This is a genomic window from Hahella ganghwensis DSM 17046 (assembly GCF_000376785.1).
In the GTDB taxonomy this organism is placed as follows: domain Bacteria; phylum Pseudomonadota; class Gammaproteobacteria; order Pseudomonadales; family Oleiphilaceae; genus Hahella; species Hahella ganghwensis.
In genome coordinates this window covers 164660-182504 of sequence record NZ_AQXX01000142.1, presented here as the reverse complement: position 1 = coordinate 182504, position 17845 = coordinate 164660, and the positions used below count along the sequence as shown (strand labels likewise).

Annotated in this window: 16 protein-coding genes; 11 read left to right on the top strand and 5 right to left on the bottom strand. The window is 47.9% G+C overall.

Translation table 11 applies throughout. The features are described from left to right. Positions 1 to 406 precede the first annotated feature (406 nt). Both F566_RS35915 and F566_RS37080 read left to right on the top strand, forming a co-directional pair. A complete protein-coding gene (locus F566_RS35915; protein ID WP_169334466.1) occupies positions 407 to 3208 on the top strand; it encodes a bifunctional diguanylate cyclase/phosphodiesterase in 2802 nt (933 codons plus the stop codon). Positions 3209 to 3323: 115 nt separating this feature from the next. Continuing rightward, complete coding sequence (locus F566_RS37080) at positions 3324 to 3497, top strand: hypothetical protein (RefSeq protein WP_020410552.1); 174 nt, start codon at positions 3324 to 3326, stop codon at positions 3495 to 3497. Between the two features lie 100 nt (positions 3498 to 3597). Here the strand turns inward: F566_RS37080 and F566_RS0128945 are convergent, their stop codons facing one another. From F566_RS0128945 to F566_RS0128935, 3 genes are all read right to left on the bottom strand, one after another. Further along, a complete protein-coding gene (locus F566_RS0128945) occupies positions 3598 to 3783 on the bottom strand; it encodes a hypothetical protein (protein WP_020410551.1) in 186 nt (61 codons plus the stop codon). A gap of 211 nt (positions 3784 to 3994) precedes the next feature. Beyond that, positions 3995 to 5722 (bottom strand): sensor histidine kinase, encoded by a 1728-nt coding sequence (locus tag F566_RS0128940; protein ID WP_020410550.1) that lies wholly within the window; start codon positions 5720 to 5722, stop codon positions 3995 to 3997. 27 nt (positions 5723 to 5749) lie between these two features. Then, positions 5750 to 6553 carry a response regulator transcription factor gene (locus F566_RS0128935; protein WP_020410549.1) on the bottom strand — a complete coding sequence of 268 codons (804 nt, stop codon included), beginning with the start codon at positions 6551 to 6553 and terminating at the stop codon, positions 5750 to 5752. Between the two features lie 258 nt (positions 6554 to 6811). Between F566_RS0128935 and F566_RS0128930 the strand changes: the two genes are divergently transcribed. From F566_RS0128930 to F566_RS0128895, 7 genes are all read left to right on the top strand, one after another. Next, a complete protein-coding gene (locus F566_RS0128930; RefSeq protein WP_020410548.1) occupies positions 6812 to 8380 on the top strand; it encodes a hypothetical protein in 1569 nt (522 codons plus the stop codon). Positions 8381 to 8416: 36 nt separating this feature from the next. After that, the gene (locus F566_RS0128925) at positions 8417 to 9094 is read left to right on the top strand and encodes a vWA domain-containing protein (protein WP_020410547.1); all 678 of its coding nucleotides are present in this window, start codon (positions 8417 to 8419) and stop codon (positions 9092 to 9094) included. Positions 9095 to 9281: 187 nt separating this feature from the next. Continuing rightward, entirely contained in the window at positions 9282 to 9722 is a 441-nt protein-coding gene (locus F566_RS0128920; protein ID WP_020410546.1) for a GNAT family N-acetyltransferase, read from the top strand. A gap of 858 nt (positions 9723 to 10580) precedes the next feature. Beyond that, positions 10581 to 11747, top strand: coding sequence for a DUF3103 family protein (locus F566_RS0128910; protein ID WP_020410545.1), 1167 nt, complete (start codon positions 10581 to 10583; stop codon positions 11745 to 11747). Positions 11748 to 11950: 203 nt separating this feature from the next. Further along, positions 11951 to 12187: a DUF5062 family protein gene (locus F566_RS0128905; RefSeq protein WP_020410544.1), complete on the top strand. Its 237-nt coding sequence runs from the start codon at positions 11951 to 11953 to the stop codon at positions 12185 to 12187. 57 nt (positions 12188 to 12244) lie between these two features. Beyond that, positions 12245 to 12874 (top strand): SGNH/GDSL hydrolase family protein, encoded by a 630-nt coding sequence (locus tag F566_RS0128900; RefSeq protein ID WP_020410543.1) that lies wholly within the window; start codon positions 12245 to 12247, stop codon positions 12872 to 12874. Positions 12875 to 12891: 17 nt separating this feature from the next. Continuing rightward, complete coding sequence (locus F566_RS0128895) at positions 12892 to 13152, top strand: hypothetical protein (RefSeq protein WP_020410542.1); 261 nt, start codon at positions 12892 to 12894, stop codon at positions 13150 to 13152. A 112-nt stretch (positions 13153 to 13264) separates the two neighbouring features. On the opposite strand, the gene F566_RS0128890 is transcribed toward F566_RS0128895, so the two are convergent. Together F566_RS0128890 and F566_RS34435 are read right to left on the bottom strand one after the other, a co-directional pair. Continuing rightward, on the bottom strand, positions 13265 to 13714 hold the full coding sequence (locus F566_RS0128890; protein ID WP_020410541.1) for a hypothetical protein: 450 nt from the start codon (positions 13712 to 13714) through the stop codon (positions 13265 to 13267). Beyond that, the gene (locus F566_RS34435; protein WP_157497173.1) at positions 13711 to 14517 is read right to left on the bottom strand and encodes a pilin; all 807 of its coding nucleotides are present in this window, start codon (positions 14515 to 14517) and stop codon (positions 13711 to 13713) included. Before F566_RS34435 ends, F566_RS0128890 begins: the two co-directional genes overlap by 4 nt. A 100-nt stretch (positions 14518 to 14617) precedes the next feature. Here F566_RS34435 and F566_RS35910 point away from each other — a divergent pair, with 100 nt between their 5' ends. Both F566_RS35910 and F566_RS0128875 read left to right on the top strand, forming a co-directional pair. Next, positions 14618 to 16753, top strand: coding sequence for a GspE/PulE family protein (locus F566_RS35910; protein WP_157497171.1), 2136 nt, complete (start codon positions 14618 to 14620; stop codon positions 16751 to 16753). Between the two features lie 55 nt (positions 16754 to 16808). Continuing rightward, the gene (locus F566_RS0128875; protein ID WP_020410538.1) at positions 16809 to 17837 is read left to right on the top strand and encodes a DUF4034 domain-containing protein; all 1029 of its coding nucleotides are present in this window, start codon (positions 16809 to 16811) and stop codon (positions 17835 to 17837) included. Positions 17838 to 17845 lie beyond the last annotated feature (8 nt).

Here is a 17845-nt window from a genome sequence, read left to right as displayed (position 1 = left end):
AGTACTCCTCAAACTCCTTAAACTGGCTGCTCATTTAATGAGGCAATATAGTCATCGCTGGACTGCAACTCTATTCTAGCACGCTAAATTCGCGATCTGTGATTAGCATACGGCCTCTATCTTCATCTTCTGAATAACTTTATTGCTCATTAGTGCCTTTCTATTTGCCATTACTGATGGGGTTGAGGGCCTTGTAAGCTGTAGGCGATTAAAAGTGTGAGTCATCGTGAAAATTTTCTAACGGTCGACTATTCTTACGGTAAAGTAATATTTCTATATTAAAAAGATAAAAATCTAGTCATTGATTTATTCAATAACTCGGTTTTCCGGGTTTCAAGAAATCAAAGCACTTATCCGTCACACCCGCTTTATATGGGATATCTTCATTGAACAGAGAGGAATCTTCGTGGATTTAGATATTGAGAATGGTTTGGTTAAGCCGTTTTTGCAGGTGTGTGTATTTTTTTTTATTGTTATATTCACGGCTATATATGGGATATTCACATACACGGAATACCAGAAGTTTCAAACCCATAACAAGCAAATTCTAGAACAGGAATCGCTGCTTGTTTCGTTAACAGCAGACAACATTACGCATGATCTCAATGATGTCCGCCAGGATCTCCTTCTACTTTCTCACTCACCGGCGTTATTCGACTATCTCAGATCGCCCTCTGAGTTGAGTCGGACTCGCATAGAGCAATTATTCCTGGACCTTGCAAAGTTCTCCGGGTTGTACGATCAAATCAGGCTATTGAACTCCACAGGAAAAGAGAAAGTCAGAATTGAATACGGTAACAAAAGGGCAAGTGTTATTCCTGAATCCCAACTTCAGGACAAATCACTTCGATACTATTTTAATGAGTCTCAGCAGTTACTTCCGGGTGAAATATATGTTTCACCTATGGATCTGAATATCGAGCAGGAAAAAATAGAGGTCCCCCATACACCAACGATTCGCTTTGTAACACCAGTGTCGCCCGGAGAAAACGAACAACGCGACTTTCTGGTGATCAATTACATGGCCTCACATTTACTTGGCAGATTCGCTCGATATACAGAAAGCAGTTCGGGGAGCCCCATGTTAATCAATGCTCAGGGCTTCTGGCTTTATCATGCGGATAAAGCCAAAGAATGGGGGTTTATGTATGATAACGAAGTCACGCTCGGTCGAGAGTATCCTTCCCTTTGGAGGCAAATTCAGGAAAAAGGTAAAGGCCGGTTAATAAACGATGACGGGGCATTTACTTATGAGACTGTCTATCCTTTTAGCCCCGATCCCGAGCATTTTGATGCGCCAATGCCTAAAGCCAATCAGCTCTCCCGGTGGGTCGTCGTCACGCACATACCGAATGAGAAATTCGGCTTTTCCTTTTTTAACACACTCAGTACAGGGCCTGATACAGCGATTGCCTTGCTGGGATTGAGTGTTGTAGTGAGTTCCCTGCTTTCTTTCTTTTATACCAACACACAATCTGCAAACAGGGCTCTAAAGCAACAGTTAGAGGAAATTCGTCAGGCTGCTGTTGTTTTCGAGAATACTAATCAAGGCATCATCGTTACTGATCCGCTAGGGATAACAACGGCAGTTAATCGCGCTGCCACCAACATTACGGGCTATTCTTCCGGTGAATTGATTGGAAGTAATCCCCGTATTCTTCAGTCGGGGCAGCATTCACCGGAATACTACCAAGAGATGTGGGATCAATTACATACTTGTGGCCACTGGCAAGGTGAGTTAGTAAATCGGCGTAAAAACGGTGAGGTTTTCCCGTCATGGGAAAACATCAATGCTGTTAAAGATGAGAAGGGGAGCATTACCCACTATGTCGCGATACTGGCAGACATTACTGCCCTTAAAGAAGCCGAAGAGCATCTCAATTTTCTCGCTCATCATGATACCCTGACAGAGCTTCCCAACAGGTTGTTATTTCAGGGCAACCTTGAGCAGGCGCTGACGATCGCTAAAAGGCACAATCAATTGGTTGCCCTGTTTTTCCTGGATTTAGACCGTTTTAAGCTGATCAACGATACGTTGGGGCATGCAGCGGGTGATCAACTATTGAAGGAAGTTTCTCTGAGACTTAAACGGAGCGTTCGTGAAGAAGATACCGTCTCAAGACTTGGAGGTGACGAATTCACTATCATTTTAAATGAATTAAATGATCCTGAGTATTTGCACACACTGGCAAGAAAAATTATTGAAGCTGTCTCAAAACCCATGATCATCAACAATCGCGAAGTGGCAGTATCGACAAGTATTGGTATTGCAATCTTTCCCGATGATGCGCTATCCGCCAAAGACCTTGCTCAGGCAGCCGATACAGCTATGTATCATGCAAAGGAGCAAGGTCGAAACAATTATCAGTTCTATGCACCTTTTCTGACAGACAGATTGAATGAAAGATTGTTGGTAGAAAACGAATTGCGGCAAGCATTGGCTCGAAATGAATTCATTCTGCATTATCAGCCTCAGGTTGAGATCTATGGAGGGACAATTGTTGGAGTAGAAGCCTTGATCCGATGGCAGCACCCTGTGCGAGGTTTGCTTTACCCAGGCCAGTTTATCAGTATTGCTGAAGAATCTGATTTGATCGAAGCTATCGGGGAATGGGTGCTTCACACTGCGTGTGTTCAATTACAGTTGTGGCACAACCAAAACATCCATGACACCTGGATGGCGGTCAACATTTCTGGCCGGCAGGTGCAAAAAACCTCAACCATGCAGCGACTGCAAAAAATCATCGAAGCTTCAGGTATTCGACCAGAGGATTTACATCTGGACCTGGAAATAACAGAAAACCTGATGGGGGTTGTTAGAGAAAATGTCGAATCGCTGCAAGCATTCAAAGATATAGGGGTTAAGTTTGCGATAGATGACTTTGGTACGGGTTACTCATCTCTTAGCATTCTAAAACACTTGCCTGTTGACGCTTTAAAGATTGATCGTTCGTTCATCAAAGATATTACCGACAATACAGATGATAGAGCAATAACGGCGGCCATTATCGCAATGAGCCGAAGCATGGGGTTGAAAGTGATTGCTGAAGGGGTGGAGACAGAAGAGCAGTTAAATTGTCTTCGAGAGCTTGGCTGCGACCACGTTCAAGGATATTTAATCAGCAAACCACTTCCTTCCGACCAAGTTACGTCGCTACTGGCTAATCGCCAACCCTTTATTCAACGGTCTGATATAGAGCAAATCTGATTGTTCGGCGGATTTGACTTCCTACTGTCCGGCCTGAGGGGACTATTATACGACAAGCAGGGTTTTGTCACCTTAGCATTTGTGGATAGCTCTCCGTAGATAACGAAGGATATGGGTGGCAGTTATAGCTATACGAAAAGCGATAAACTCTAATGTTGGCGATCTGGCTTGTCTGACCAATCTTGCGGGTGAGGGGATATCTGAATACTTGTGGGGGATCATGGCCAGGCCTGGCGAAACGGTTATGGAAGTGGGTATTGATGGTGAAAACGTTATAGGGCTGACCTAATGCTTCTCTAGCTCTTTAAATGTGTGGCCTTTATCACCTTGTTCTTCTGGGGACTGCCCTTATCAGTGTTGGAGAGTCATTCGGAGTCCTTGAATTTTCTTTATTGTCCCAATTTTTCCTGAAACTTTGTCGAAAACAACCGTACAAGACCGTAGAGACCAAACAGAACACATATTACCAGCCAGACCGTTGCCTGCAGGTCTACATATTTGTCAAAGATCAGGAAGCTTCCAAACAGCAGTATCCATGCAACGATCGACACGCCTGCGAATACTTTGAACGCCATGGGGCGTGTTCTTAAAGATGATGAGAACACGGTATAAATCAGGGCTATTAGAGAGAGGCTGGGAACCAACAATACTAATGCTGCCTCTATAAAAGAGGGGGTGACTAACGCCATCAGTACCCAAAAATGGTAAAACAATAAGATTGGTGAAGTCAGCGCTAGTGCGATAATAAAAAGGACCCTCATGGTCCTGTCGAGTAGTTTATACAACTCAGTACTCCCCAAACTCCTTAAACTGGCTGCTCAGGCGATCTACTTCATCATCAAGTTGTTCTTCAAAAGGTGCATCTTCGCCATTCAGGCGTGAATCGGCTGACGGGAGCCTGATGTGGAATTGAACACCGCCGGTATCCAGGGCGGTGAACTGTACCCGATGGGCAGAGCGTTTGGGTTTGACTTCGATCATCCATTGAGGGATACGACTTTCGCCTGGGTCCAGGAACTGGCTGGGCTGCCGTGAATCCAGCTCGTTAAAGACATGGGTTTTGGGATGGGAAGTGGAAGATACTTCAATCGACTCGACGGCTTTCGCAAATTCCCATTTCAGTTGCCTTGATGAATCTTCCTGCCCGGCTTCCTGTAGGACTGGCAGACCGTCCTCTAATGTTGCCTTGACGACGCGGGTGACCACTTCGCCGCCTTTTAGTGCCAGTCGTATCGAATAGGTGGTTTCCTGGTTAGGGATGTTCTCGATCTGGATGTGTCCCTGGTAGCCTTTTACGATTTCATTGACGAAGAACAGGCCCAAACCTTTTCCGTGGTGCTCTTTTACCCGTCGGGTAGAGTAGCCTAGCTGGAAAATTTGCTCTTTGTCGCTGTCATCAATATGGGGGCCACGGTTGTAAATGCCGAAATGGATGTGGCCGTGATGCTCGTATAAGCGAACCAGGATACGATCAGATTTTTGTTTGTAGGCTGTTTTGTTGGCAAAAAACTGCGCGTTTTTAATCAGGTTTTCCAGCATCAGAATCAAGTGATTCTCGTTGCCTAGCAGGGTAGGAGAGGCGTCCACGACAATCCGGAATTGCTTGGTCGTGATGTCAATGGTGGTTGTCTCTTCGCTCTTGTCGGTATTGTTTTTCTCGATGGGCTTGAGAATGCCATTGATGTCTTCCAGCTCAGTAGTTTCGACCAGGGGACTGAGGGTTTTGAGCAGTGCCGAAGCCGGTGAAAAGTCTGCTTTCACCGGCATGGCGTGGTCGCTTCCTCTATTCAGTATCTGCTGATAGTAATGTTCTTCACACTCAATCAGAAAGTTACCAATATGAAGTGCGATATTGTCAGTGGTTGACAGGTCCAGCAGATCCCAAAGATACCTCATGGCATCCAGTGCTTCCTGATAAGGATTGACCGTCGTCTGCGACCGGTCCGCGTTATCCTGGTCTTCTGAGGGGGGATTGCTCAGTTCTGTGACGGCTTTGTTTAATGCCGTTCTGACTTTGTCATAGCTGATGACGCCGTTATGGCGAACTTCGGCGGCAATGCTTTTAAAGTGGAGGAACTTCTCATCATACTCAATGTACTCAAGCAGCTTGTCACTGATGAAGAGTTTGAGTTTGTCCGCGTGGCCGGAATAAATGTGGGCTCTGGCCTGTAAGGCTTTCTTGCTGCGCCATATATCGTCAATTTCGGTGCGCAACTTCTGAATGTGTAGCTCTATCTGTCTGCGTTGGCGAAAGAAGCGTCGAACTTCCCATAAGGCGATGCAGAAAAAGATGGCGGCCACCGCCCACTGAAATTCCCGGTGCAGAATGAGCTCAGGTGGCTGATAAAACGCAATCAAATGGGGTTGGCTGATGATTAAGAAATACCCCACGACCACAAGTGCCAGAATGCCCGTCATCCAGGGGTAGTTCTGTGTGGTCCTGAGTTTTTGTAGTCTGTCTGAACTGTCCTGCTGGTCGCTGTTGCTGTCAGGAGTGTCCGGTGATCTGTTCATCTTATCGTTTCTCTGCGGCTAAGCCTGTCATGCCTTGATGGGAATCCAACAGTAGGCGCCTTCGTCGCCAAAGGTGGCGATGCCTTTACCGGCTTTGCATTGCTCTATAAAACTGGACTGATTGGCTCTCTCGCTGGCTTGTTCAAAAGCATGCCTGAGTGTCTTGATGTGTTGTCGGTAGTTGGCATAGGTAAAGTTATCGGATTCCAGATGTTCGGCCATTTGCATCGTTGTCACCGGGCGTGGCGAGGCTTCCACCAGTGCGCGGAGGATTTTGCGGGGTGTTGGTGCCAGTGGGCGTTGGGCGTTGGCGGGGTTCATCAGTCGCTCACCATGCCAATAAACGTTCCAGGTGATCAGGTCAATGGTCAGCGGGCCGCTTTGCAATTTTTCCTTACTGTTTTCTCCAGTCTGATCGTGACGCATGGCGTTCTGACGCAACACGGCCTTGATCCGCCAGCACAGGACAGACTCCACATTACTCTGATGCTTGGCGATAAAGTCCTGAGCCATGGATTGCTCAAACGCCTGTTCTTCTATGCCGGTGCCGCTGTGTTCTGAGAGATAAATGACGGGCAGGTCCGGCCACTTTTTCTTGAGTGCCCGGGAAACGGCAAAGCCAGCATGATCATTCCCCCGCATATTGGCATCCAGAATAGCAATATCCGGAATGTCACGGGCCAGGTGTATATGCTGACAGGCAGCTTCAGCAAACTTGAAGACCTGCACTTCATTTGACGTGGCTCCATCGCCAAAATCTGCCTGCTCTAGAACGGGCTTGAACTTCTCAATCCAGTGGGACTGATCTTCCACCCAAAATAACGTCGCCATAATTCAAAAATCTGTTGTACAGCACACTCAACACCAAAGTGTCAGTTTAGCAAGGCTTGCCTTCGGCGTTCGTGCTGAGTCTCCATTTGGTTTGTTTTTATACCTCGGCTTTTGAACTCTATCACAGTTTGGTGGCTTAACCGGCTTCTCATCGTGAAATGTGGCTGGTGAGTTTTATTTCTCACCGATTTTTCACCGCGGTTTCCGATACTTCACCTCACAACATGTCGCAGGAACAGAGTGAATCGGAGGTGTAGCATGTTCAACGAGTTTTTAAGAGTCTGGTCAGACAGTCCTGGCGTCTCTCTATCAATATGGTTGGCAATATTGGTCGTCGCACTTTATCTGGGTCGTGATCAGGGACACAAGGTCCTAGAAGCGAGCGGGCGAACGGTGTTTCGTACCATGCGGATCTGGGGCTTTACGCTGGCCAGGCTGGAGCAACGGCTGTCATTGCGCAACCGGGAGATCTTGTTGGCAGAGGGGGCGAAAGCTGCCGAGAAAGCGATTGAGCGGGAATTTACCCGGGTGAACACCTTGGTTGAGCGGGATCTGAGTCAATACCCCAGTCTGCATCGTGAAATTGCAGAAACCATTGAAAAAATCGAAGCGGACTATCAGAAATCTGCGGAAACAGCCCCTTTACCGCCAGCGTGGGGAGAAGTTGTGGAAACGATTTCCGCATTGCCGACCAATGGCGATGCCACAATGAACAAAATTCTGCAGAACATCAAAGAGGCGGTGGAAGAGTCCCATGAAGAGACTTTGAAAGCCTATAAAAAAGCCAGCTCTGAGAAGCATGCACTGCTCGCTGCAATGCAGCCGGACTGGCGAAAAATGGACAATAAGCTGCAGGTGGTGAATGAAAAAATCACAGGGCTGGATGAGCGTACCAAAGCCATCGACAGTCAGATTGCAACTTATGAGAACATCCGCAAGGGCACAGATGCGGCGGTCAGTTCGTTGGGGTCTTCGGCGTTAACGCAGTTTTTTATCGCGGGTCTGGTGCTGGTGGTGGCGGCTTTGGGTGGTTTGATTAACTTCCAGCTCATCGCGTTGCCTATGTCTGAAATGGTCGGAGGAACCAGTTATATCGGTGTGATGAAAACCTCCGATATTGCGGCGCTGGTGATTATTTTGATCGAAATCGCCATGGGGCTGTTCTTGTTGGAGTCCCTCCGTATTACCCATCTGTTTCCGATGATCGGCAGCATGGATGACAAGATGCGTCGCCGTATGATGGTGATTACGCTGACCATTTTGACGATTCTGGCCACAATAGAAGCCTCGCTGGCCTATATGCGGGATTTGCTGGCGCTGGATCGTGAGGCTCTGCGCCAGTCTTTGACCAGTGTCGGGGCGGGCGGCGCGGTGGACGCGCAGTTTCGCTGGATTCCTTCTGTCGGGCAAATGATCATGGGGTTTATCCTGCCATTTGCGTTGGCGTTTATCGCGATACCGCTGGAATCCTTTATTCATTCATTACGGACCGTATTGGGGGCTCTTGTTATTGGTGCATTGCGCGTACTACGTGTGTTGGTTCGTATGGTTGGCGGTGCGGTGCTGCATATCAGTCGCGTACTGGTCCATTTTTATGATCTGCTAATCATGGTTCCCTTGAGCATCGAAAGGTTAATCGTCCATCGTACCCGGCCGTCAGAGCGTCAGACGGACGCTAAGAGTTTGGAGGAGCCAGGTGTGCCTGAAGAAATAGAGGCCTCGTCGGAAGTGAAAAAGCCTGCGGCAAGAAAAGCCAGATCAACTTCAAAAAGAAAGATTCCTGTTCTGGATGATGAGCTGTCGAGTGATGCGCTACAAAGCCAGTAAATAAAATCATTAGTTATGAATGACAGGAGGAACCTGATGATGAAATGGTTAAAGCAAACGGGTTTTGCGGCAGCGGTATCGATCCTGGTAGCCAGTATGATGCTGGCTGGCTGCGGGGAGCCCAGGCCAACCAGCAAAGCGGTGTATCTGTTGCTGGATACTTCGGGCACTTATACTCAGGAGCTGAATAAGGCTCAGGCCATTATGAACTATTTGCTGGCGACCCTGAACAGCGATGATTCCATTGCGATTGCCCGGATCGACAGCGGTAGCTTCAGCGAGAAAGATATTATCGCCAAGACGACGTTTGACATGAGGCCAAGCACGGCGAACGACCAGAAGCGTCTGTTCAAGCATAAGATTGACGCTTTTGTTGCGAATCTTAAGCAAGGCAGTGCCAATACGGACATTACCGGAGGGGTGTTGCAGGCAGTGGAATACGTCAATGAAACTCACGCCGGGGAAAAGTATGTGCTGATTTTTTCTGATCTGGAAGAGGACCTTCCGAAAGGTCATATCCGCGACTTTCCGATCAAGCTGGAAGGGATTGAGGTGGTTGCCCTGAATGTCACCAAATTGCGCAGTGATAATATTGATCCCAGAGACTACCAGCATCGGCTGGAGAGCTGGCAGGAGAGAGTGCAGCAAGGTGGTGGAAGCTGGCGGGTGGTGAATGACCTTGAGCGATTGGATAACCTTATTGTGGCCCGTTAGTTGTTTCCTGATTGTTTGGTCTCTAAAGCAGAACTCCGATACAAACAGACTCACCTGATAAACGGATATCGGGTGAGTCTGTCACTATCGGCCGCTGTCATAATAGTGTAAAGGTGTTGAGTGAAGGTGTCTGTGTCTAAGGGTTGTAAGAAATAACAGGCCCGTGATGAGAGAGAGCAGGCACATTATGATTCAGGCAAAAGAACTTGCACCAACGCATATTCATTCCCTTGAACTCATGAATGAATTGAGTGAGACGCTGGAGAGTCTGACGGGTGATACCGGAGCTGCCTCATTCGATATTGAGAGTTTTGTGGCTGAAAGAGGGATATTTATTGTTGTCTATGAAGGCGATGTCGCACTGGCTTGCGGGTCCTTTCGACGACATGATGCGTTCAGTTGTGAGTTGAAGCGTATGTATTCCCGCAGGCGCGGCGTTGGCCGGGTACTTCTTAACGAACTAACCAGCAGAGCCCGACAAATGGGCTATTCACGAATTGTGCTATCCGCCCGCCGTGTCAATACCCGGGCAATAGACTTTTATCTCCGTAATGGCTTTTATGAAACCCTTCCCTATGGCCGATATCTGGCGCGACCTGAATCTGTATGCATGGAGAAATATTTATAACGTTCGATTGATATGGTCAATCTGTAGTAATATTTCGCCCAATAAGTGATAGTTGGTTGTTTTTGTTTGATGTTGAGGTGTCTGAAAGCTTTTTATCGATGAGTTTATTTTACGGATTACTGTTAGCGCCGATTGTTGCTTTTGCGTTGGTGCGATTTTTTCGAGTTTGAATGACTAAAATGAAATTACTGAAGACCGAATTTCACCGATTCCTCCATATCGTGATGACGTTCGTGATGATTCAAATACTGATTAGAGACGAATATCGTTCCTGGGATAGTGAAATTATATTGGAGATAGTTCTGAGGTCGGTTTTGGTGTGAGGGGGAGCCTATCTGGGCAGTGCGCTACTTTTGTATGCATATTTAAAAATCAAACCTTTACCGGCTGATAGGCAGATCGAATGGTACTTCTCTCCGGTGATTTGGATAGGTGGGATCGCCTGTATTCTGTTTGTTCTGTCTGTGGTATTTCGTTGATACCGTCGATTGATGGGCGGATGAATTCCTTCGTCATTTGGCGGCAAAGCATAGAAAATTCCTGACTTCCTCGTCACTACTCCGTTCAGCCTATGGCACCTATTTTTGCCAGATCTGTCTCATTTTTGACCAATAGTTCGTTCTGAAACCGGGTCTTTTTGCAATCCTGTTATACGCTTAAAGGGTGTTGATATCGTCAACAGAGCAAAATAACCGGCGACTTTCTCCATATAAAACAAGAAGTCATTAAATGGTGAGGTTAAGGGCCGGTAGCAGCCTGATGCGGGTTGCCCTTTTGTCTATTTTGCAATGCACGCTGTAAAGGGAGTAAGCCCGCAACAGGCTTAAAATTAATAAGGACATAAGAAAGGAATTCAGTATGAGGAAATATACTGCTCTAGGAATGATGGCGTTTTTGGCGTGTAGCTGGATGTTCAATGTAAATGCAGCGGAAGTGGCTGACTCGAGTCGAGCGTCAGTCAAGGCTGTCAGTTCACCGTCATCATATGCCCCTCCCGGATTTATCTCTCTCGCCAATGAAAAACGCTCCATTGCCAGTACCGTTGCCAGGGAGCTTAGTACGAAGGATTTGGTTGATCAACTGCAGCGGAGCCAAGGTAGTGTCTCGGTAAATAATCTGGTTAGGAATGTCACGGGGCTGTCCCGCTCATTTGTTGGTCAGGCGCAGCGGGCGGAAAATCGGGTTCTCAGCAAAAAAGGGTTGATCGGATCCGGTGAAACCCTGCTCGAACTGAGAATTGCTGCACCGGAAATGATGACCCAGTTGCAGCAGGGCGTGGAACCGTTATATGCCTACGAGCCGGATGGAGATGAATCCACCTGGCAATATATCGAAGCCTATGACAGTCGCGGTGGTCTGCATATGCTGGATGTATGGAATATGCCGGATCGACCGATCGTTGTGGTGGATATTAATGCCCAGAAAGATCTTCAGTTGGGCCTGGCAAAAATGCAGTCTGTGTTTAAGCAGGCAAAAGGTCAGTCCTTTCAACTGAACATGGCCCAGGCTGATACCCAGGTCACTATTCTCGATAGTATTCGCCTGAACGATGACGAAGAGCCCTGGATCTCCGGCAAAGCGGAAGTCTATGCCGTGGTGTCCGGTGTGGATCCCAGTCGCGATGAGCCGGCGTTGGACATCGTCGATATGCCTTATCTGGATCACGACGGTAAAACCTATTACCCGAATCAGGTGATTCTCTATTGGGATCGTTATCGTTGGGGGGCTGCCAATATTATCCTGATGGAGCACGACGATAACACCAATTATCAACAACTTGCGCAAAAGTTGCTTTCCGCAGCTGCAGAAATCCTATCTGCACTGGGGCAGCCTGAAATCGGTGCGTTGGTGGCTCTGGGAAGTGGTATCGTGGCTGCCATGCCGGACCATTGGTTCAGTAATGATGATGACTATCTGGATTCGTTCTATACCCTGGAGAAAAGCGTCAATTACGCCAACTATATGGGGGCGGCCGGTAATGCCATGTCCTCAATGCGGCCGTATACGTTGAGTGATAGTCAGTAGCGAATAATGTCATTACGAATAAATCGCGAAGCCTTCGGGTACGCGATTTGAAAGGCCGGTTATCCGGCCTTTTTTTTGTATGAGAAGTGTCTCTTCTTTGACGGTTGAGCTTGCTATGATAGAAAGAGTACGTGTCTATGTGGGAAGTTTTCGCACGCCCCACTAGCCAGTCTGGCGCGCAGGATGAGAGGAGATTCAACACCATGAAGAAGCTCAAGAACGAAAAAGAGCTGGTAAAAAAGGCCATTGAAGAAGGTGTGAAATACGGTGAGAGTCGGGGGGTTGTCGAATTTGAGCCAACTGACTCTGCCAACGAAAAAATTGAGTATATCTATCGGCTGCTGGTGCACGATAAAGTAATACAGCCCTTGCCTGAGGATCAGGTCTCTCTGGTGACGATGAAGCACAAGTTGGCGATATGGGCGTCGAAAATGAAGTGAGGTGTGCTGTTGTTCTCCTGAAAATCTTTTGAAAAAAAGAGGGGTGGTACGTAGGTTGTGAAACACATCGTTCTGTTGGGTGATTCCATTTTTGATAATGCTTCCTATGTCGACGCAGGGGAGTCTGTTGCTGAGCGATTGACTGGCTTGGTGAGTCAGGTTGATCAAGTCACGCTTTTGGCTGTGGATGGTGGTGTGACGACGGATGTTTTCGGGCAGCTGAAGAAATTTCCGGCGGGCGCCACGCATGTTGTTGTCAGTTGTGGAGGGAATGACGCCTTAAGAGTCGCGGATATATTGAACAAGCCAGTATCGAGTATTGGTGAAGGGTTGGATGAATTGCGCAGGATACTTGATCAGTTTCGGTCTAACTATTGCGCAATGCTGAATGCCATTGTCAGACTCAATGCTCAGTTAACCGTTTGCACGATTTACAATCATGTCCCCGAAGTGACAGAAAGGGCCTTAACAGCTTTGGCGTTATTTAATGAGATTCTTCTGGAAGAAGCGGCTGCACTGAAATTACCGGTGATTGATCTGAGATTGGTTTGTCGTGATTTTGAAGATTACTCCTCTATTTCCCCAATCGAGCCCTCTGGGCAAGGTTCCATTAAGATTGCCAAAAAGATTCATCATGTATTGAGTGTCCATGATTTTCAGAGTGGAGAGTGTCGATTGTATGTTTAGTAAGTATGGGGAAAACAATGATCAACGCTGAGGATAACCCCGTCGAGTGGGCATTGTTGGCTTATGAGTTGGAGGAGGTGATTGAACACCTTCAGGATCTTTCGACTCAACTCTCTCAGGCTGGCAGCCTGTCTGAAGAAGAGTTTGTGGTTGAAATGGGGCACGTATACTCACATTTGAACCGCATATGGAATTCCCGGAATCATATCGGTGATATCTCTGATGAAAAGTGGAAAGCGTTTTCACAGTTTCCGAAAGATATTGATCCGGTTGGGTAGGTGGTCAGGGTGTCCGTGGTCCTGGGTAGTTTCGATATTATCTGACCTTGTGCTCTCATAATCTAATTCGCGGACAAAACCTAATCGCAAAAAGTTCATAAGCAGGTGGGATTTAAAGCTCCCTCCTGGATAGTGCAGTGATATCCACAGTGTCATTTATATTCCGCTCCACCCATTGTGGATTATCGCTGAAAGTCACCGATAGGCGATAGTTCTCTTCGTCCAGTTTTTCGTAGGTGATCAGTGTCTCCAATGCCTGGTCGGGAAGTAGCTCCGGCAGGGAGCCTGTTTGCCTGAAGTGATGAGAAACCTCTCCATCGGCTTCCAGTATCAGGTCGATAGAGGATTGGTGGATCGCCTGGTCGATTTTGCTGGCGGTGGTCTGATTCAGTTCCCATGCCAGAAACAGGCAAAGGAGCGAAACCAGTAGCATTACAATTCCCTTGTGACTTTTTCCTTCGGCAGGGAGGCTTTCTATTTCCTGTAGGCGTTTTTCCAGCGCATGATTGGCATGTTTGATGGAATTCTCTATTTCATTACCCAGATTAAGTTTGTCGTTCATTGTTTGTGTCCATGATTCTGGTGTCTGCAGCGCCCATAGGCGTGCCCGTTCCCGGGGTGGATGCATTCCGCGGGGTTGTTTACGCCACTGAAGGTTGGCGTTGTGGAACCGGTGCCCTGACTGGTTTGACTTGATCCGCTGCTGTCGGACTTGGTCGATGTGGATGAAGGTGGTGGTTGAAGTCCGCCTTGAGGCTGGGGGGGTAATGCTGATGCAGGTGGGAGAGTCGTTGAGCTTGTCTGTCCGCCAGTTGATCCTCCAGTGGCGCCTCCAGTCGAGCTTGGCGACACATTGGTGGGTTTTGGCTCTCCCCAGGCACTATTTTGCAATGAGACCATCATGCTGACTGATGTTCCCCACCAGCCCCAAATATGATGGGGGAGTATCTGACTCAGTAACGTCAGCTTCTCAGCCCCGTCTTTGTTCTGTGCGGAAAGCATCAGATACAGGCGTTTTTTTCCTCCTGTAAAGGGCTGGAAAGTCTTGTTGCTTGTGACGATCTGCATCGAGATATCCGGATAAAACATTGAATCCGAGATAAGGTATTTTTCGAGTTCAAGAGGCATGGCGCCGGGGCCCACCGGCTTGAAGTTAAGTGACACTCCATCTGCATAGAATGCTGTCGCGGCGGACGTTCTTAAGGCATCAATCCGGGTCACCAAATCAGTGAGTCGGCTTTTTTCCATGTATCGGTCGTAGCGTGGTATGGCCAGGGTCAAGAGAATGGCCAGAATGGTGATGGCGATCATCAGTTCAAGCAGGGTAAAGCCTTGGCTGGAATGCTTCGTAAGGTGTGCGCTCATATCAACTCCATTCCCTAGAATATTGAAGGCGGCGGATTCCACTATACTTCCCTGGAAGGCATAAATAGTTTAGTACATTGTTCAGGGAAGGGGCAGGCTGGTGTCAAATCAATCGTCGATGTCGTCAGAACAGGGTAATTTTAACGGTTTGCTGGGATTGATTTCTCAAGTGTATCCGGAAGTCGACAAGATCAGGAAGAGTCCTTGTCCATCGACGCTGGATGAGTTGTGGGCGTATCTCTGTAAAACATTGTCGGTGTCGGAAGCCGAGTTGGCCGAAGCGGTTGCGGGGGTTGTGCAAACTCAGTGTGTCACTAGACTCCAGCCAGCTAACCGAAACCTGCTGGAGCGATTTCCGTACAGGTTTGCCATGGGCGATTTTGTGTTGCCTCTGGATGAAACCGAAGACGGCGTGCTGGTCGCCTGTGCTGACCCTACGGATGAAGAGGCACGTAAGCGACTTGAATTCGCTTTCGGTAGTCATCTCACCATGGTTGTTGCCGCACCATCGAAGCTTCAAGAGGCAATTTCACTTGGTTATCAGGTCTCTTCAACCAAGGCAGCAGAATCTATTGGGCAATTGTTGCTGGATAAAAATGGTAATGTGGTTAGCGGAGTCTCTGTTGAGAGAAGGGAAATTCCGACATTGGCCAGAGAGCTTTTGCTTCGTGCAATTGAGATAAAAGCCTCTGATATCCATTTGCAGCCGTTGTCGGGAGGGGCGGCAGTCAGAATGAGAGTTGATGGCGTACTCAGACGCATTATTATTCTGCCTCATCTGGTGGCGCAGGAAATCATCCGATACTTTAAATCCAAATCTGGTATGGATCCCACCAACAACCTGATTGCTCAGGACGGCCAAATGTCCATTCAATTGGGTGATGATGCTTTTGATCTTCGGCTCTCGGTGTTACCCCTCAAGCATGGTCAGCGCCTGGTTATCAGAATGCTCAAGCAAACCAGCGTCTATGGGTTGTCTGGTTCAGGTATGGCGCTGGCTGATATTCAGAGCTTACGCAGGTTGTCGAATAATGTGTCAGGCGTAGTGCTGTTGACAGGTCCAACCGGTTCGGGGAAAACCACGACTCTCTACTCGATATTGTCGGAAATCAACAAAGAAGGAATCAGCATTATTACGGTTGAGAATCCGGTTGAGTATCAAATTCAGGGGGTTTCTCAGGTGGAGGTTAATGAGAAGTCTTTGTCGTTTGCCTCAGCTTTGCGTGCCATTCTCCGGCAGGATCCGGATGTGGTTTTGATTGGTGAAATCCGTGATGCGGAAACTGCACAGATTGCAATGCAGGCTTCGCTGACTGGTCATCTGGTTTTTTCCACACTGCATACGAATGATGCCATCTCTGCAGTTCCCAGATTGGTTGATCTCGGCGTTTCTCCACCTGTTGTTGCGGATGCGCTCGCAGCGGTGGTCTCGCAGAGGCTGGTAAGAAAATTATGTGAGCATTGCAGGCAAGCGGTGACAGAGCCACTGACGTTTGAGGAGACGCTTTTCAGGCAGGCAACTCATATAACCCCTCCTTATCGTGCCAATGGTTGCGAGCTTTGTAATTACTCTGGCTTTCGGGGCCGGGTGCCAGTTTTGGAAGTCCTGGAGCCAGATAGCGATATGGCGGCAGCTATTGCTGAAGGTGCGGTCAGCGTAGATCAGTTGGAGAGAGTGCAGAATACTACCAGGCTATCGCTGCCCAGTGCTGCGGCAAGGCGTATCGTGTCCGGTGAGACAACTGTGAGTGAAGCGGCCAGAGTTGTTGGGCGTAAGTTCTGGTCGTCGTGCGCCCGTGACTATGATGGTCAGATGCCCAGCGCAGGGCAGTTGAACTCCATTGGAGCTGAAGTATCCCATAGTAAGGCAGGTATATTGCTCGCTGGTCAGGCGTCGGCATTCTCCAGTCAATTCAGGCAGAGTTTGTCCTCTGCATGGTTTGATGTCTATATTGCCACAAATCCAGCGGAAGCGAAGGCTTGCCTGAAAGAGCACGACCATATTGTGGTCGTGTTACTTGATATTCCTGATGAGCAGGAGGATGACGCCATTCTGCAGTATGTTAGTGACTATCGGGTTCACATGGCTTGGTCTTTACTTCCCGCCCTTATGCTACTACCCGCCAATCGTCCTGGGATTGACGAAAAGCTGCGTGCTGCCGGGGCTACTTCAAAAAGTGTCTTCAAGCCAGTGTCGGAAGAAGATGTGATTAGTGTGATTACGACATTGATTTAGTATGATTCACGTCTTCTGCAGCTGAATAAATAGCTGTCTGCATAGACTCAAAGAAATGATTTATTTTTTAATTATTGTGGTTCTGGTGCTCTCTGCCGCGGTTGGTTTTTATTTAAAACCCTACAAACGAAAGGCAGAGGCACGCCAATGTTCCTATGGAAATGCGGAGGTTTACAAAGTACTGACTCAAGGGGATGGTTTTTCTGGCTTAAGAGACCTGATGAGCCGAAGCAAGTCGTTCGAAGACCGGTACTTTGTCAGTGTTAGTATTTCCCGGCTGTTTCCAATGAAGGCATTGGAAGACTGGGTGGATGCTGAGCCACAGTCTGCTGATGCTTTGTTGTGCTATGGGGCGCGCCTGCTCGAGTGGGCATGGGAGGCCAGAGGAGATGGGCGAGGACATGAAGTCTCTCGGAGTAGATGGGAAACGTTCTTCGAAAGGCTGGATAAAACCCGGGTTATATTGACCAGATGCGCTGAAGTATATCCAGAGGATCCTACACCCTGGGCTTATCTTATAAAGGTGTCCACCTGGTATTCAGATGAAATGGAGGTTCGCGAACACTATTTTGAGAAAGCGATAGCGAGGGATAAAAATAACTGGGCCGCTCACATGTATATGATACTTGCCTTGTCTAAAAAGTGGGGCGGGGATAATGTCAAAATGGTCGAGTTTGCTGAAAGTGTCGTTGAAGACGCAGAGGAAGGTTCTGAGTTACCTGTTATTCTCTTCAAAGCCTACTATGAGTACTGGAGATACTTTGAGCTTTTCGAAGAACAGCCAGAAGAAGCCGAGAAATTTATCCACTCAGAATACATATTATCCCATGCCGTCATGGCTTATGAGAAGTCTCTTGGATCAGAGAGGCATAAAGATTCTTCTTGTTCGGTACTTGCCCGGCATCATGCCGCTTATTGGTTTTGGTTGGTGGAAAACAAGGAGATTCTTAGAAAAGAACTGATGACCCTCGGTGACAATATTGAAGAAGTTCACTGGTATTGGAATGGTTACGGTGGCGACCTTGACGAAGCAAAAGCCTTTGCGCTGGGGGAGGCACCAAGTCTGTCAAAGAGCGACTTTTGATGCTGGTG